The sequence below is a fragment of the Sphingomonas sp. BLCC-B65 genome (assembly GCF_028550675.1).
GTDB lineage: Bacteria > Actinomycetota > Actinomycetes > Actinomycetales > Microbacteriaceae > Microbacterium.
The window spans coordinates 1,407,469-1,424,219 of sequence record NZ_JAQQGL010000001.1; the positions used below are offsets into that span (position 1 = coordinate 1,407,469).

Below are 16,751 nucleotides of genomic sequence, written 5' to 3' on the forward strand. Positions count from 1 at the left end.
ACTCCGTCGGGTCAGCCGGCCGGGTTCGGCGCGGTGGAGGGCGTACAGCGTGTCGCGAGTTCTGCGCTCGCGGGGGCGAGGTTCCAGCCTTGCCCGGACCAGTCGACGACGACACGGATGCCGGTGACGCGCACGGCCTCCGCGGGCACCGTCCACGGGTCCGTGCCGGGAACCAGCACCGCATCGTTCTTGTCGTAGTAGCGGATGCCGGCGGCATCGAATGTCACCGCGGCATCCGAGCCGCTCGATCCGGCGGTGCGCGTGAGGGTCGTGCCGCCGGTGCACGTGCCGAGCGACCAGGACGCCTGCACCTGGTAGGGAGCGCTGCCGGCGGCGGGGACGACATCGCCCCAGTCCGACTGCCACCACCCGTCCTTGTGCTCGTAGCGCACCTCGATCCCGGGGTCTTTGTCGAACACGCTGCTCGGCAGTGCTCGGAAGACGACGTTGTTGTCGTTCGGCGGCGTCTCGGGCGACGTGGGCGTCTGATCGATCGTCCACGTGGCGCGGCCCGATGGGGTGCCGTCGCCGGCGACGTGGGCGGTGGGGCCGACGACGAAGGTGTACCCGGTCGGCGCGGCTCCGCTCTGCACCGCGCGCACCGTGTTGGTGACGGTGGCCCGACCGAAGGAGCGGGAATCGAACCACGACTCCGCGCAGAGGGCGAAGGTGTACAGGCGCCCGTCCGGGAGACCGCGGAAGACGCGTTGTCCGCCGTCGTCGCTCGTGCGACAGCTGTCGACGGAGACCGGGGCGCCGTCCTGGGCGACGGGGCCGTCGAGACGCACGATGCCATAACGCACGCGGGCGCCGTCGCCGCCCGGCGTCGCCGTTCCCACCGCCGTGATGTCGACGCGGCCGCCGCCGACGTTGACGGCCGTGAGGGTCAGGGTGCCCTGCGTCGGCGCACCGATGCCGTGCGCCGACACCGTCGTGGAGCCGATGGCGGGGCCGGGCAGGCCCGGTGGGGCCGTGTACCGCGACAGCGGTGTGATCGTCACGTCGGTCGCCGTGTTCGCGCCCACGCGGAACGCGGGCACCGTGACGGTGGTCTGCGACGAGCCGACGGCGATCGTCTGCGTCTCGCCGACCGGACTGGTGATCTGCAGAGATCCGGTGTTCGCGGCATCCACGCCGGAGATCGCCAGCGACGCGACGCCGCCGTCGGCGCCCGCGACGACGGGAGCCGCGGTCGCACCCGTGGGAGCGGACGGCGGGTCGTAGGCCCACGCGGTCGTGCGCACCGCGGTGAGCGATGACCCCACCGCATTCACCGCGACGGCCTCGTAGGAGCGCTGCTCGCCGTTCGGGGCGCTGATCGGCGGGCAGATGCCCTGCGGGGTGCACACCGCCACGCGCTGGCCGCCCTGACGGACCTCGAACCCGGTGAGCACCGGGTAGGCGGCCTGCGCCGGTCCGGGATCGACGCGGAGCGTGAGAGAGCCGTCGGCGTAGGCGGACTGGGCCACGCTCGCCGGCGCCTTCGGATAGCCCTGCAGGTCGAGGAGGATCCGCCCGTCCCGGGCGCTCGCGCTCTGGCGGCCCTGGGCGTCGCGGACGGTGAAGCTCGCCGCGCACGTCGCACCCGGCGCATCCGAGGTCCACGATGCCGAGACGCGGCTGGGCGAGACCACCGCGAAGCTCACTCCGGTGCAGACGCCGGCCGGGGCGACCGAGACGACCTGCAGCGGCGTACCCGGCAGCGGGTTGACCTCGCCGGCCGCACCGATGACGTCGATCGTGCACGACGAGCCCGATGCCTGGCTGCACTGCTGCTGCACCGAACCGCCCTGGGGCAACGTGGACGGGGCGGCGCCGACCCGCAGGGAGATCCGCGCCGGAGCGACACCCGGGTGCGACGTCACCTGGACGATGACGCTCTCGATCGTGCCGGGCGCGGCCGCATCGCGGCCTCGAACGCTCAGCTGCGCGCCCTGCAGCGCGAGGTCGAAGGATGCCGGGGTCCCGTCGACCCGGTAGACGATCGCCTCGGGGCGCCCTTGCCAGGTGGTCATCGCGCCGAGGTCGAAGACCTGGGTGTCGCCCGGAGCGACCTCGAGCGCGGCCGGTGACAGCCGCGGCTGCGGGGCGATCGGGGTCACCACGACCGGGATGGCCAGGACGGTCCAGGCCGGCTGACCGGCCAGGCGTACGAGCACCCGGCAGGTGTCCGTCCACGGCGCGTCCGCGCCGGCCGCGTAACGCAGGGTGGTTCCGCCGACGGCGGTGCACGATGCCCCGGGCCGCGCGCCCGAGGCGCGGGTCTCGCCGGACAGCTCCAGGGCGCGACCGCGTGGCACTGTGATGAGCGCGGCGAGGTCGACATCGGCCTGCGCGTTCTCGCCGACGGTGAGCGGAGGCGCCCCGGCACGCAGCGCCAACGGCGTATCGGCGGCGGCCGGGATCCTCAGGAACGCGTACGTCGTCACGGGTCCGGCGGACGGCTGCCCCGTGACCGAGAAGGGGATCACGTGGGCGCGGTCGTCGACGGTGCCCACCAGGCGCGTCCCCTCGACGGTGATGCCGTCCACCGGTGCCCAGAGCCCGACCGACAGGTCGCCCGTGTCGCCTCCGGACCACAGCACCTTGCCGGAGAGCACGTCGATGCCTCGCGCGAGATCGGCGCGTCCGTCGGCGTCGAGCACGGTGTCGGAGACGACCGGGAAGTCGGCGACGCGCTGGGCGACCACCCGCACGACGATGAGGCCGCGGGCGGTGTTTCCGGCCGAGGAGACCACGTCGTAGAGGAACGACATCGTCCCGGGTGTCGGTCCCGCCGCGATCGTGACCGTGTCGTCGCTCTGCGACACGAGTCGCTGTTGCAGACGGGTGAACTCCGCCGTCGGCGACCCGTCCAACGCGAACTGAGGCACGTCGGGGCGCACCCGCTGCAGGGTCAGCGTGCCCTGCAGGGGGTCGATGTCATTGGCGAGGGGATGCACGCGCAGCACGTTGCCGTCACCGGCTTGCACCTGCACGTAATCGGTGTAGGTGATGGGGGCAGGACTGGCATCGCCGCTCAGCACCCCGACGCGGACGGTTCCGACGCCCGCGGCGCCGGACGGGTCCACCACCCGGTAGGTGAACGTGTCCTGCCCCGAACTCCCGGCATCGCTGGAGTAGACGATGGACGCACCGTCGGCGGAGATGACGGCCGAGCCGTGCGCGGGCTGATCGACGATGCGATCCAGACGCACGACGTCGCCGTCCGGATCCATCCCGAAGCCGTCGAACGCGATGACCGTGGACAGTCCGCTGAGCACCCGCCCCGAGAGCGTCCGCGGCAGGGGGTCGCGGTTCGCTCCGTCGCCGACCACGCTCAGGTGCACCGTGGCGGTGTCGCCGAGCGCCGGTGCGCCGGTCGTGAACGCCCGATAGGAGATCGTGACGTCCCCCGGCGTCCTGGGAGCCAGCACCCGCAGCACATCGCCGGCGGCGAAGGCGAGGACGTCGGGGCGCGAGGCGACGATCGACTCCGGGTCCAGGCGAGGGCGGGTGCCGACCGCCGCGACGTCGTTGTCCAGCACCGGGATGTCGATCTGCGCGCCCGCGCGCACGACGGCACGATCGTCGACGGCGATCGGCGCCTGCTCGGCGGCGGGCGGCAGCAGGTACACCGTCGCTTCACCGGTGATGGCCGAACCCTCGTCGGTCGTGCCGTCGCCGACCCGGTACGAGACGGTTCCCAGCAGACCCGACGCGCCGGATGCCGTCGAGCCCGACACCCGCAGCTGGCTCTGGGCCACGACGTCGGCCGACAGGGACGCACCGGTGACCGGGCGGATGACCAGATCGCTCAGCAGCAGCACCCGCCGGGTGGGGTTGGTGACCGCGGCCAGGACGTCGACGGTGGCATCGGCCTGCGGACGCACGAAGGCGACGACCGGCGAGGTGGACAGGTCGGCGGGCCCGCCGGGGTCGAGCAGCGTGAGTCGGACGGTGCCGGTGGCCTCGTGCCCTCCCGAAGACACCGTGACGGCGACGCGGTAGGCGCCCGGCGACGCCGCGACGACGTCGAACGTGGTCGAGCCGCCGACGACGGTCGCGGTGGCCGCCGCATCGTCGAGCACGCGCGCCGCGGTGAGCGTCAGGTCGCCGGCGGTCCCCGTGACGTGCGGGGCGACGTCGACCGACACGCGCGAGCCCGCCACATCGACCACCGCGAACGACTGCAGGGCCGGCTGCGCGTCGCCCCGGATCCGCACGACGAGCTGCCGGGTCGCGGTCGCGCCGCGGACGTCGGCGACGGTCACCGTGATCGACTCGGCCTGCTCGCCGGCCACCCCGGCGTCGCGGTGCTGGAACACGACGTCGCCCTCCGGGGTGGTGGCGACCTCGCCGAGACCGGAGTCGTCGCTCGCCGACAGGAGCAGAACGGGGTCGCCTTCCGGGTCCACCCAGTCGCCGAGCACGGGAACGGTCACCGTGCCCCCGGGAGCCACCTCGGGGCTCGGCCAGTCCTGGCGGCACCCCTCGACGCCGCACCACACCGGGGCGGAGTTCTCGTCCTCCACTGCGACGCGCAGCGTCACCGTCGCCGGCGGCGAAACGAGCCCGTCCGCCGTCGTGCCGTCGGTGACCGCATAGCTGAACGTCGCCGATCCCGTCGCTCCGGGGGCGACCCGCACCGCAAGGCGCTGGCGGTCGTCGGTGGTGGTCACGGTGCCGAAGGCGGGGTCGAGGCCGGTGACCGATGCCGGGTCGACGGCGAGGACGTCATCGTTGGGATCGTGGTCGTTCAGCAGGACCGGAAGGCTCACGAGGGCACCCGGCCGCACGCCGAACGCATCGTTCTCGGCGACCGGAGGGCGCGGGTCGATGATGGGCGGCGGCTTCTGGTCCGACGTCTTCGGCGCCGTCTTCACCTCGTCCTCGATGTCCCAGTTCTGGCTGGAGGGCAGCAGGCGCCCTTCCGGGACGGACCAGACCCACCCTGATCGCGCATCGTTGAGGATCACGCTGTCGCCGGCATCCACGAAGACGGGGCGACGCTGGGAGCCCAGACCCTGCCCGCCGTAGTCCAGTGGCACATCCCCTCCGGTGGAGGTCCACAGGGTGCCCCCGCGCGTGCCCTCGGCGAGCCACGCGGCGCTGATGACGCCGCCACGACTGACCGGACGGGCGGGGGTGCCTCGCGAGGTCGTGCTGTCACCGAAGATGCGCTCGGCCGCGACCGCGGAGACGGGAATGCGCACCAGACCCGTGTCGTCGGCGACGTAGACGGCATCGCCGTCCACCGCCGGTCGGCTGACCGCGATGGTGCCCGTCAGCGAGATCGTGCCCGTCCCACGGCTTGTCCAGAACCGTCCCGCACCGCTGCCGGCAGTGTCCAGGAGCACCCAGTCATCGCCGGCGGCAGTGAGGACGGGGCGCTCCACCGTGGCCGCCACCTTGTCGGCGGCGGCGACCCTTCCCGAGGCGAGGTCGATCCGCGAAACCGTGCCGGCCGACGCCGAATAGCTGAAGACCACGCCCGACGATGCGGCCGCGACGGCGGCGGCGGCCGGAACATCGATCGGCGCGGCGGGTCCGGCCGAGAGCCGCCCCGCGAAGACCGCCCCCGCATCGGTGCGGTAGGCCACGACGTCACCGGAGGCGTCGATGTCGGCCGTCCCGGCGGGCGCGGGCGTCGCGGTGCGCAGCCCCTCGGCGTCGAGATCGACCGGTGCGGCGTCGTCGATGCGCTCGACCTTGGCGTCGTTGTCGGTGAACATGTACGCACCGTCGGCGGAGGTCACGATTCGACTCGGATTGCTGACGGCGCGCACCGTGTCGATCTCTCCGATCGCGGTGTTCACGCGCGCGTAGCGCAGCGTGTCGGCCTGCAGAACCCACGCGGAGCTCTGCGACGGCGGGGTGCGCTGCGCGTCCAGGCCCGGCCACACCACGCTGACACCGGCGATCAGCGCCGCCATCGCGCCCGCGGCGGCGAGACCGACGATGCTGCCCCGCCTCATCAGCGCATCACCGTCCACAGCGCCGCGGCCGCGGCCAGCAGTCCGCCGCCCACGACGAGGGCGCCGACGATCGAGAGCGCGATGACCCGCGGTGACCACAGCGCACGCGGCGCGGAGGCGCTCAGCCCCGTCGCGTCCTCATCCCCGCTGGGGGTGCGTCGGGCCGTGGGATCCGCCGTGGCGCGCCGACGCCCCTCCGCGACGCGGCTGCGCGCCGGTCCTCGTGCCGACACGTCGGTGAAGTCGATCGCGTCGGATGCCGGCATCCACTCCTCCGTCGGCACCTCCAGCGCCGTGGGCGCGATCCCGGCCGCGCGCTGCACCTCGCGGACGGCCTCGCCGAACTCCCGCGCCGAGGCGTAGCGACGGTCGGGGTCTCGGGTCATCGCCGTCGCGAGAACCTGCTGCAGCGCGTCGGGAACATCCGGGCGGGTGATCGGCACGAACGTCGCCCGCGCGATGCGGCGACGCATCAGCTCGCGGGTGTTCTGATCCTTCTCGCGCCGCTCGAACGGGCTGTGCCCGGCCAGCAGCGAGTACACGGTCGCGCCCAGGCTCCACACCTCGCTCGCGATGGTGCCGCCACTGTGCTCGGCGACGACTTCCGGCGCGCTCCACGGAATCGACATCGCCAGGACGTCGGATGCCGCGCTGCGCTGCAACGACGCGGAGATGCCGAAGTCGGCCAGCACCGCCGACCCGAAAGTGGTCACCAGGATGTTGCTCGGCTTGATGTCGCGGTGGATGAGACCGGCGCGGTGCGCCGACTCGAGCGCACCGGCCAGACGCACGGCGACGGCCATCACCTCGTCCACCGGCATCCGCTCGATCCGGTAGCGCTGCGCGAGCGAGCCCGGACAGTACTCCATCACGATGTACGGCCGTCCGTCGGCGGAGATTCCGGCCTGGTAGACCGTGACGATCGCCGGGTGCGCCGACAGATGCGCCAGCACGTCCGCCTCGGCGTTGAACATGCGCAGCAGGTCGGGGTCACGCTCGCCGGCCGGCAGCACCTTCACGGCGACCGCGCGTCGCGGCATGTCCTGTTGATACAGGAACACGTCGGCGAAGCCGCCGGATCCCAGCGGACGCACGTAATCGAGCCCCGGCAGCTGCGGCGGCGCAGACGGGAGCCTGCGCGTCATGGCACCCCTCAGTCATCTCGCGACCCCATTCCCGACGACGTCGGGAACCCGGCCATGCTAACAAAGCCACCTCGCCGCACCGCGGCGCCCGCTCCGCCCCGCTTCGCCTCGGGGCGAGCCGGGGCGGGTCAGAGCTCGGGAAGTCCGGGGTCGCCGTTCGGCTCGAACGGCGCATCCAGCGAACGGGTGAGCTCCTCGAGCATGGCGGCGATCTGCGGCTCGACGTACTGCGCGATGGCGGCCTGGATGCGGAGGCGATGGTGCAGCAGCACGGCGCAGACCTCGCGGCCCACCATGTTCGCGTAGTCATCGGCGAGGCCGACCTCTTGGCGCAGGGCCGCCTTCGCATCGTCGCTGAGCGGTGGCAGCGCGGGGATGTCGGCATCCTCCTGCTCCGCGAGCCCGCCGATCGTGAAGAGGAACGGCGCCCCCGGCACCGGATCCGGGTCGAGCGGAAGCCCCTCGAACTCGGGATCGAGGCCCTCGGCGGGCCGATAGCTGCGCGCCCGGTTGCGGGCGGCCTGCTGCTCGAGTTCGGCCTGCAGCATGGGGAGATTGCGCGACGTGTACTCGGCCACCGCGTGATCGACGATCGTCTTGATGCGGGTGGAGAGTCCGTGCTGCACACCGTGCGGAACATCCGCTCCCAGGCCCGCGGCCGACAGCACCGGCGAGCCGAAACAACGGCGGCACGGAGCGACGCGCCCGCGATGGGTGGCGGGCTCCCAGCGCGGCAGCCAGCGCAGCCAGGCGTCCACCGCCTGGCTGACCTGGGTCTCGATCGACCGCTCCACGGCTCCATTGTGGCGGCATCCGCGCCGATCGGCGCGGATTTGCGCGCACGGCTCAGTCCTCGTCGCGCTCCCACGGCCAGCGCGGCCGCTCGGCGGCGGTCCGCACGAGCGCGATCGCGGCCCATCCCGCCACCAGAGCTGCGGCGGCCAGCACGACGGCGAACCACGAGGTCGCGAAGCCACCCGCCGCGGCCACGACGCGCGCGGCGTCCACTCCCGAGAGCACGCCGCCGACCGGTACACCGACGAGGTAGGCGAGGAACGTCGCGACCGTCACGATCAGCGCACTGCCGTAGCGTGTGCGCTCGGCTCGCAGGGCGAACCACGTCGACACCCCGAACGCGCCGACGGCGAATGCGCCCCCGACGATGCCGGGAAGCTGCCCGAGCCCGGAGACCGCCAGCACCTCCGCCCCCGTGAACAGGCTGAGCATGCCGAATCCCGCGATGACCAGGGCGAAGAATCCCGCAACGGCGAACGCGGTGGCCACCGGCGGAGCGAGTCCGCCTGCGCCACCGCGTCCGCGCGGATCGGTCATCAGCTCTGGTGCAGCCTCGGGCCCGCCTCGAGCGTGCGCTCGTACTCGCGCTGCGCCTCGTCGTTCAGCTCGGTGACGCGCTTGCCGCGTGCCGCCACCCACGCGCCGAACCAGATCGTGAGCTCACGGCCGAGCACGAAGGCCACGATCGCGAGCGGGGCGAGCAGCTGCCCCTGAACGAGGTCGGCACCCTGCCGCGCGGTGAGCGTCCAGAACGGCGCCTGGAAGAGCTGGCCGAGGAGGTGACCCGCGTAGGCGACGACGCCGACGAGCAGGCCGAAGATGACCCAGTGTCCCCAGCGTCCGCGGTTGATGATGGCGCCGAGCAGCCAGAAGCCGATGAAGAAGACGACGACCGGCACCCACAGCCACCACGACTGCACCGCAGCCAGCGCGGCGGTGCCCACGTTGGCACCCGTCACCTCGCCCCGGATGGCCTGCAGGCCGAGCGCGGCGCCCAGGTACAGGATGCTGAAGGCCAGCGTCGCCAGCAGGCCGATCGCGCCCGCGGCGCCGCGGTTGCCGCGCAGACGCGGCGGCTCGGGAGCCTGCACGAAGATCGGCTGCGGGGCGGGGGCCGCGGCCGGGACGACCGGCACGACCGGCTCCGCGACGACGACGGTCTCCGCAGAAGACGAATAGGCGCCCGGAACGTACGTCTCGTCGACCGGATCGTCGGCGAAGGAGGATCCGTAGACCGGTTCCGTGTGCGTGGCGGGCGTCGACTCCGCGCGGGCCGGCTCGGCGACCACGGGCTGCGGCGCCTGCTCGGACGCGGCCGACGCGGACGTGTGGACAGCGTCGGCGGCCTCGGCATCCGCCGTCGAGGGCGCATCGACGGCGGCCTCGCGAGAGGCGGCTTCGGCGTCGGCGAGCCCCGCATGGGCACTCGCGACGGCCTCGTCGACCGACGTGGTCTCGACCGGAGGGTGCTCCTCGATCGGTTCGCCGTACTTGGGGTCGCTCATGGCGTGTGCTCCTCACGCGGGACGTGTGCCGCCGCACAGCGAGCGTAACGCCGGGCCGGCGCGCCGACGGGGAGCCATGCCGACGTGTCTCGACGCCCGTGCCGCGCGCGCCGCTTATCGTGAGGCCATGACCTCACGCCGACTCGCCGCCCTCGGCATCAGCCTGCTCGCGGTTCTCGCGCTGAGCGCCTGCGCCGGCACTCCCGACGGTGACACGACGAGCGCGATGTCGGGGGCGTCGTCTGCGGCGCCGACACCGGTGATGACGCTCGCGCCGTTCCCGATGGGCCCGGCCACCTCGACGACGCCGCTGCCCTCGAACCTGCCGCAGGGGTGCCGCGACATCCTGACGGCGAGCGTCCTGCAGGAGCTCGACGGTGTGCCGCTGAACGCCGAGGGGATGGGCGGCGGCATCCGCAGCGACAGCACGCGCGTGTGCGTCTGGGGCGAGCCGGGCGCGGTCGGCACCCGACTGGTGACCCTCATCGGGTACGCCCCCGACCAGCCGGCCCGCGACGCGCTCTACGCCCTCGGCAACGACGGCTACACGTGCTACGAGCCGCACGGCGGCATCCGCTGCGAGAAGACCTGGCAGTCCGCGACCCTCCCGGTGCAGGAGGGGCGCACCCTCTTCTACCGCGACGGTGTCATCGTCGACACCCAGTACTCGAATCTCGCCCCCGCCGGCTACACCGACGCCATCATCGACGCGCTCTGGCCGCCCGCCGGGTCGGTGCCGAGAACGCCGGCGCCGACACCCAGCCCGTCCGCGACGCGATAGCGGCGGACGGGCCGGGTCTGGGGCCTTTCCGAGACGTCAGAACGAGGTCACGACGACGCGGTTGATCTTCGGGTCACGAAGAGACTCGTAGCCCTGCTGCACCTCGTCGATCGAGATCTCCCTCGACACGAGCTCGTCGAGCTTGTACCGGCCCTGCAGATAGAGTTCGGCGATCATCGGGATGTCACGCTTCGGATTTGTCGAGCCCATGTAGACGCCCTCGACCCGGTTACGTGCGCCGAGCAGCTGGAGCGCGGACACGTCGATATGGTTGGCCGGGTCGAGAATTCCGATGAGGTAGAGCCCGCCACCGGGCGCCAGCATCGAGAGCCCCGACTGCGTCACTGCGGGAATCCCCACGAAGTCGAAGACGTAGTCCGCCCCGAGACCGCCGGTGAGCTCCTTGACCGCGGCGACGGCGTCGACCTCGCGGGAGTTGATGACGTCGGTCGCGCCGAAATGCCGCGCATTGTCGAGCTTGTCGTCGGCGACATCGATGGCGATGATACGACCTGCTCCGGCGATCACTGCGCCGCTGATGGCGTTGGTGCCGACCCCGCCGGTGCCGATGATCGCGACGGTCTCACCGGGTTGGACGTCGGCGGTGTTCATCACCGCGCCGGCCCCCGTCACAACCCCGCAGCCGAGCAGCGCCGCCTGCGGAAACGGAACGGCATCCGGAATCTTGGCGAGCTGGTTCTCGTGGATGAGTGCGAACTCCGCAAAGCCCCCGAGTCCCATGCCTTGCGCGAGCTCTTTGCCGTCCGCATCGGCCAGACGCCCGGCGCGCACCGTGAACTCCGGGTGCTCGCAGAGATGAACGCGTCCGATGAGGCATTTCGCGCACGATCCGCAGTACTGGACCAGGCAGGCGACGACGTGGTCACCCACCGCGAGGTCGACGACGTCGGGGCCCACCGCTGTGACGACGCCGGATACCTCGTGCCCGAGGACCATCGGCACTTCGTAGCCGAGCGGGGTGTTGGCCGCGAGTTCATCGCTATGGCACAGCCCCGAGGCCTTGACCTGGACCAGTACCTCGCGACCTCGTGGCTCGGCGATCGCCACCTCTTCTGTGTGGAATCCTCCGCCGAACTCGCGCACGACCGATGCCTTCATCTCTGTTCTCCTTCTTCTGCCGCAGCCCCGCGGCCCGTCACCCGTGACATCAGCGTCGCGGTAGGTCGTCCGCGTCAGTGCGGACTCCGTCAGACTACTCGCGATTCTGAACATCTGTCTCGAAACTCATCTGTCATGATGGGGCGGTGGCTGCGCTCGAATCGCACACCCCCCGCTCGACGCCGAAGGCTTCCAAGGATCCGCGCCCAGCGCGCACGCGCGGCCGCATCGTGCAGGCGCTCGGAGAGTTGCTTCGCAGCGGTGAGAGCGTGTCGGTCGCCGCGATCTGCACGCGGGGCGGCGTCGGCCGCTCGACGTTCTATGCGCACTTCGGATCGGTCGACGACGTCGCCGAGCTCGTGGTCGACGAGGTCTTCGCGGAGCTGGGCCCCCGTGACGCCCGTCGCCGCCACGAACACGAGCTTCCCGGCGACGTCATCGCAGAGCTGGCGACGCGTGACCTGTTGGCCGCGCTCCGCGAGAAACGCGAGTTCTTCCTCTACGTCCTGGCCGGCCCCTCGACACTCCGGCTGCGCGAACATGTGTTCGCCGCGCTCGCGACGTCGGTGCGCGACGCGGTGCGCGCGGAACGCCCCGCCGACGACGACGCGACGATACGCACGGCCAGCAGTTTCATCGCCGGCGGCCTCGTCGCGCTCCTCGTCGACATCGTGGTTCACGGCGACGTCGACGACGAGCGCATCGTGCGACTCATGGTGGACCTGCTGCCGACCTGGCTCGCGAGGCCGCAGACCTCGCGATAGTCGCGCTCAGCCCCAGACGCGCTTGGCGATGCGGGTGACGTAGTCCGTCGGGTGCCAGCCCGTCTCGCTCGTCGACAGCCACCGGCCCCCACCGGCCTCGATCGTCTCCGTGAGTTCGCCGTCGGTGCGGGTACACCGCGTGCGCTCGGCCTGCGAGGAGCACGTGAACCCGGCCGCCGGCAGCGCCGCCGCGGCGATGGGCCCGGCATCCGCGGGGACGTTCGCGAGCGTCGTGGTGACGGTGCCGGCGTCGGCGCGCCATGCACAGGTGAACACGACCTGCGGCCGCAGGGCGTCGACCAGCTGCGTCGCGGTGGTCATGGGAGCGTCGGCGGAGGCGGTCAGCCCGGCCGCCCCGGGGGCGAAGGTCAGCGTCGCGTCGAGAGCCGCGTCGTACAGATCGGCGCAGCGGGTCGGCGCCGCGCCCCCACCCTGCCCCGCCTCGCCCGTCGCGTCCGCGGCCGGTGTCGAGGTCGACGGGCGTCCGACCGCGTCGCCGAGCCACGACACGGATGCCGGGATCATCGGAATCGCGAGGAACGCCAGCACGCCGACGGTCGCCGCACACGCGACACCGACGACCCACGCGAACGCCGCGTTTCTTCCTCCGACCCGAGCCATGCGCTCAGGCTATCTCCGCGCCCCCACGCACCCGCCGCGCCCTCCCGCGAGCCGCCAAGATCTGCCCGAGCCGCCATGTTCCGGCGCGCCAGATCATGGCGGCTCGCGCGGAACGTAGCGGCCCGCGGGAATGGGAAAGGGCCCCGGGGACGCGTGTCCCCGGGGCCCTTTGGCCTCGATCAGTTGTAGGTGCCGGGCGTGAAGTCGTCCGTCGAGAAGCTGTCGAAGTCGACGTAGCTCAGGTCGGCGTCGCTGTACGCGCCGTCCGAGGCGAAGATGCGGTTGGGGTACCGCTCGCTCTTGGCCTCCTCCGTCGCCTCGACCACGACGTTGCGGTACTTCGCAAGGCCGGTGCCGGCGGGGATGAGCTTTCCGATGATGACGTTCTCCTTGAGGCCGACGAGCGGGTCGCTCTTACCCTCCATGGCCGCCTGCGTCAGGACGCGGGTGGTCTCCTGGAACGATGCCGCCGACAGCCACGACTCCGTCGCGAGCGACGCCTTCGTGATACCCATCAGCTCCGGACGACCCGACGCCGGGCGCTTGCCCTCGGCGACGGCCTCGCGGTTGATCTGCTGGTAGCGCTTGAAGTCGACCAGCTCACCCGGAAGCAGCGTCGTGTCGGCGTGGTCGACCACGGTGACCTTCCGCAGCATCTGGCGCACGATGACCTCGATGTGCTTGTCGTGGATCGGCACACCCTGCGAGCGGTAGACGCCCTGCACGCCGTTGACGAGGTACTTCTGCACCTCACGGGCGCCCATGACGCGCATGACCTCCTTGGGGTCGAGCGTGCCCACCAGGATCGGCTGGCCGACCGTGACGCGCTGGCCGTCCTCGACCAGGAGCGTCGCGCGCTTCAGGACGGGGTAGACGTGCGGCTCGTCGCCGTTGTCGGGCGTCAGGATGACCTTCTTGGCCTTGTCGGTCTCGTCGATCTTGATGACACCGTCGGCTTCGGCGATCGGGGACGCACCCTTGGGGGTACGCGCCTCGAACAGCTCCTGCACGCGGGGCAGACCCTGCGTGATGTCGTCGGCCGACGCGGAACCACCGGTGTGGAAGGTACGCATCGTCAGCTGCGTGCCGGGCTCACCGATCGACTGGGCGGCGATGATGCCGACGGCCTCACCGATGTCGACCAGCTTGCCGGTCGCGAGCGAACGGCCGTAGCACTTTGCGCAGACACCGACGGCCGAGTCACACGTGAGCACGGAGCGCACCTTGATGGTCTCGACACCGGCGGCCACGAGCTTGTCGATGAGCACGTCACCCACGTCGTCTCCGGCCTCGGCGACGATCTCGCCGGACGGTGCGACCACCTCGGCCGCGAGCGTGCGGGCGAACACGGAGTTCTCCACGTTCGCGTCGCGCACGAGGGTGCCGTCGGCACCGGGAGCGGCGATCGTGAACTCGAGGCCCTTGGAGGTGCCGCAGTCGTCCTCACGGATGATGACGTCCTGCGAGACGTCCACGAGGCGGCGCGTCAGGTAACCCGAGTCTGCGGTACGCAGAGCCGTGTCGGCCAGACCCTTACGGGCACCGTGCGTCGCGGTGAAGTACTCCGCGACCGACAGCCCCTCGCGGTACGAGGAGATGATCGGGCGGGGCATGATCTCACCCTTGGTGTTGTTGACCAGGCCTCGGATACCGGCGATGTTACGGATCTGCAGCCAGTTACCACGGGCGCCCGAGCTCACCATGCGGTTGATGGTGTTGTCGGCCGGGAAGTTGGCCTTCATCGCGGCCTGCACCTCGTCGGTGGCCTCGGTCCAGATCTTGATCTGCTCCTGACGACGCTCGGCGTCGGTCACGAGACCCTTCTCGAACTGGCCCTGGACCTTCTGCGCCTGCTTCTCGTACTTGGCGATGATCTCGCCCTTGTTCGGCGGGGTCAGGATGTCGCTGAGCGCGACCGTGACACCCGAACGCGTGGCCCAGTAGAAGCCGGCATCCTTGATGCGGTCCAGCGACGCCGCGACCTCGACCTTGGGGTACTCCTCGGCCAGCTTGTTGACGATCTGCGACAGCTTGCCCTTGTCGGCCTGCTCGCGAACGAACGGGTAGCCCTTAGGGAGCGTGTCGTTGAAGATCGCCTGGCCGAGCGAGGCGTCCACGAGACCGTGGCGCTCGTAGCCCTCGGGCGCTTCGCCCTCGAGGAAGGTCAGACCGGGGATGCGGATGCGCACCTTCGCCTGCAGGTCGAGGGTCCCCTCGTCCTTGGCCAGGATGGCCTCGCCGACCGAGCCGAACACCCGGCCCTCGCCCTTGGCGCCCTCGATGACCGTGGTCAGGTGGTGCAGGCCGATGATCATGTCCTGCGAAGGCAGGGTGACCGGACGGCCGTCGGAGGGCTTGAGGATGTTGTTCGACGCGAGCATGAGCACGCGGGCCTCGGCCTGAGCCTCGACCGACAGCGGCAGGTGCACGGCCATCTGGTCACCGTCGAAGTCGGCGTTGAACGCCGCGCACACGAGCGGGTGCAGCTGGATGGCCTTGCCCTCGACGAGCTGAGGCTCGAAGGCCTGGATGCCGAGGCGGTGCAGCGTGGGGGCGCGGTTGAGCAGCACCGGACGCTCGCGGATGATCTCCTCGAGCACGTCCCAGACCTCGGGACGGGTGCGCTCGACGGCGCGCTTGGCGGCCTTGATGTTCTGCGAGTGACCGAGGTCGATCAGGCGCTTGATCACGAACGGCTTGAACAGCTCGAGGGCCATCTGCTTGGGCAGACCGCACTGGTGGAGCTTGAGCTGCGGTCCGACGATGATGACCGAACGGCCCGAGTAGTCCACGCGCTTACCGAGCAGGTTCTGACGGAAGCGGCCCTGCTTGCCCTTGAGCATGTCGGACAGCGACTTCAGAGCACGGTTGCCGGTACCGGTGACGGGACGACCGCGGCGACCGTTGTCGAACAGCGCGTCGACGGCCTCCTGCAGCATCCGCTTCTCGTTGTTGACGATGATCTCGGGGGCGCCGAGGTCGATCAGGCGACGAAGACGGTTGTTGCGGTTGATCACGCGACGGTAGAGGTCGTTCAGGTCGCTGGTGGCGAAACGGCCACCGTCGAGCTGGACCATCGGGCGCAGCTCCGGCGGGATCACCGGGACGACGTCGAGGACCATGGATGCCGGGCTCATGCCCGTCTGCAGGAACGAGTTGACGACCTTGAGGCGCTTGATCGCGCGGATCTTGCGCTGGCCCTTGCCCTCGGAGATCTGCAGGTGCAGCGACTCGGCCTCGGCGGCCAGGTCGAAGGCCTGCAGACGACGCTGGATCGACTCCGCGCCCATGTAGGCCTCGAAGTACTGACCGAAGCGGTCCTGCAGCTCGTGGAAGACGTCGTCCTCCTGCTTGAGCTGACCGACCTCGAGACCGCGGAACTCGTCCCACATGCGCTCGAGCTTGGCGACCTGGTCGTCCGCGTTCTTGCGGATGGACGCCATCTCCTTCTCGGCGGCGTCCTTGACCTTCTTCTTCTGGTCGGCCTTGGCACCCTCGGCCTCGAGGGCCGCGAGCTCCTCCTCCAGCTTGGCCAGACGCGCCGCCACACGGGCGTCGCGGCGGTCGCCGAGGTTCTTGATCTCCAGGCGCAGGTTCGCCTCGTGGGTCGGCATGTCGCGGTGGCGGGCGTCCTCGTCGACCGAGATCACCATGTACGCGGCGAAGTAGATGACCTTCTCGAGGTCCTTCGGCGCCATGTCGAGCAGGTAGCCGAGGCGCGAGGGCACGCCCTTGAAGTACCAGATGTGGGTGACGGGGGCGGCGAGCTCGATGTGGCCCATGCGCTCACGGCGCACCGAGCTCTTGGTGACCTCGACGCCGCAGCGCTCGCAGACGATGCCCTTGAAGCGGACGCGCTTGTACTTGCCGCAGGCGCACTCCCAGTCGCGCGAGGGGCCGAAGATCTGCTCGCCGAACAGACCGTCCTTCTCGGGCTTGAGCGTGCGGTAGTTGATGGTCTCGGGCTTCTTGACCTCGCCGAACGACCAACGACGGATGTCGTCAGCGGTGGCCAGGCCGATACGAAGCTGATCGAAAGTGGTGGACTCGAGCACTGGTTCTCC

At 71.0% G+C, this 16,751-nt stretch carries 10 protein-coding genes; 2 read left to right on the forward strand and 8 right to left on the reverse strand.

Annotated features, from left to right (window positions below):
* Window positions 1-11 precede the first annotated feature (11 nt).
* The 5 genes from PP359_RS06825 to PP359_RS06845 all read right to left on the reverse strand — a co-directional run bounded on the left by PP359_RS06825 (window position 12) and on the right by PP359_RS06845 (window position 9,402).
* Window positions 12-5,957: an Ig-like domain-containing protein gene (locus tag PP359_RS06825; protein WP_499250161.1), complete on the reverse strand. Its 5,946-nt coding sequence runs from the start codon at window positions 5,955-5,957 to the stop codon at window positions 12-14.
* Window positions 5,957-7,102 carry a serine/threonine-protein kinase gene (locus PP359_RS06830; RefSeq protein ID WP_499250162.1) on the reverse strand — a complete coding sequence of 382 codons (1,146 nt, stop codon included), beginning with the start codon at window positions 7,100-7,102 and terminating at the stop codon, window positions 5,957-5,959. Before PP359_RS06830 ends, PP359_RS06825 begins: the two co-directional genes overlap by 1 nt.
* Window positions 7,103-7,230: 128 nt before the next feature.
* Entirely contained in the window at window positions 7,231-7,896 is a 666-nt protein-coding gene (locus PP359_RS06835) for a hypothetical protein (RefSeq protein ID WP_036320745.1), read from the reverse strand.
* Window positions 7,897-7,948: 52 nt separating this feature from the next.
* A complete protein-coding gene (locus tag PP359_RS06840; protein ID WP_036320747.1) occupies window positions 7,949-8,434 on the reverse strand; it encodes a DUF6121 family protein in 486 nt (161 codons plus the stop codon).
* Window positions 8,434-9,402, reverse strand: a complete 969-nt coding sequence (locus tag PP359_RS06845) for a hypothetical protein (protein ID WP_499250163.1) — start codon at window positions 9,400-9,402, stop codon at window positions 8,434-8,436. Before PP359_RS06845 ends, PP359_RS06840 begins: the two co-directional genes overlap by 1 nt.
* A gap of 127 nt (window positions 9,403-9,529) precedes the next feature.
* Here PP359_RS06845 and PP359_RS06850 point away from each other — a divergent pair, with 127 nt between their 5' ends.
* A complete protein-coding gene (locus PP359_RS06850; protein ID WP_499250164.1) occupies window positions 9,530-10,183 on the forward strand; it encodes a hypothetical protein in 654 nt (217 codons plus the stop codon).
* Between the two features lie 36 nt (window positions 10,184-10,219).
* Here PP359_RS06850 and PP359_RS06855 read toward each other — a convergent pair whose 3' ends face one another.
* A complete protein-coding gene (locus PP359_RS06855; protein WP_499250165.1) occupies window positions 10,220-11,302 on the reverse strand; it encodes a zinc-binding dehydrogenase in 1,083 nt (360 codons plus the stop codon).
* Window positions 11,303-11,448: 146 nt separating this feature from the next.
* Here PP359_RS06855 and PP359_RS06860 point away from each other — a divergent pair, with 146 nt between their 5' ends.
* Complete coding sequence (locus PP359_RS06860; RefSeq protein WP_051039635.1) at window positions 11,449-12,066, forward strand: TetR/AcrR family transcriptional regulator; 618 nt, start codon at window positions 11,449-11,451, stop codon at window positions 12,064-12,066.
* A 6-nt stretch (window positions 12,067-12,072) separates the two neighbouring features.
* On the opposite strand, the gene PP359_RS06865 is transcribed toward PP359_RS06860, so the two are convergent.
* Both PP359_RS06865 and rpoC read right to left on the reverse strand, forming a co-directional pair.
* Window positions 12,073-12,687, reverse strand: coding sequence for a hypothetical protein (locus PP359_RS06865; protein ID WP_499250166.1), 615 nt, complete (start codon window positions 12,685-12,687; stop codon window positions 12,073-12,075).
* Between the two features lie 179 nt (window positions 12,688-12,866).
* On the reverse strand, window positions 12,867-16,742 hold the full coding sequence (rpoC, locus tag PP359_RS06870) for a DNA-directed RNA polymerase subunit beta' (RefSeq protein WP_036320759.1): 3,876 nt from the start codon (window positions 16,740-16,742) through the stop codon (window positions 12,867-12,869).
* Window positions 16,743-16,751: the final 9 nt, after the last annotated feature.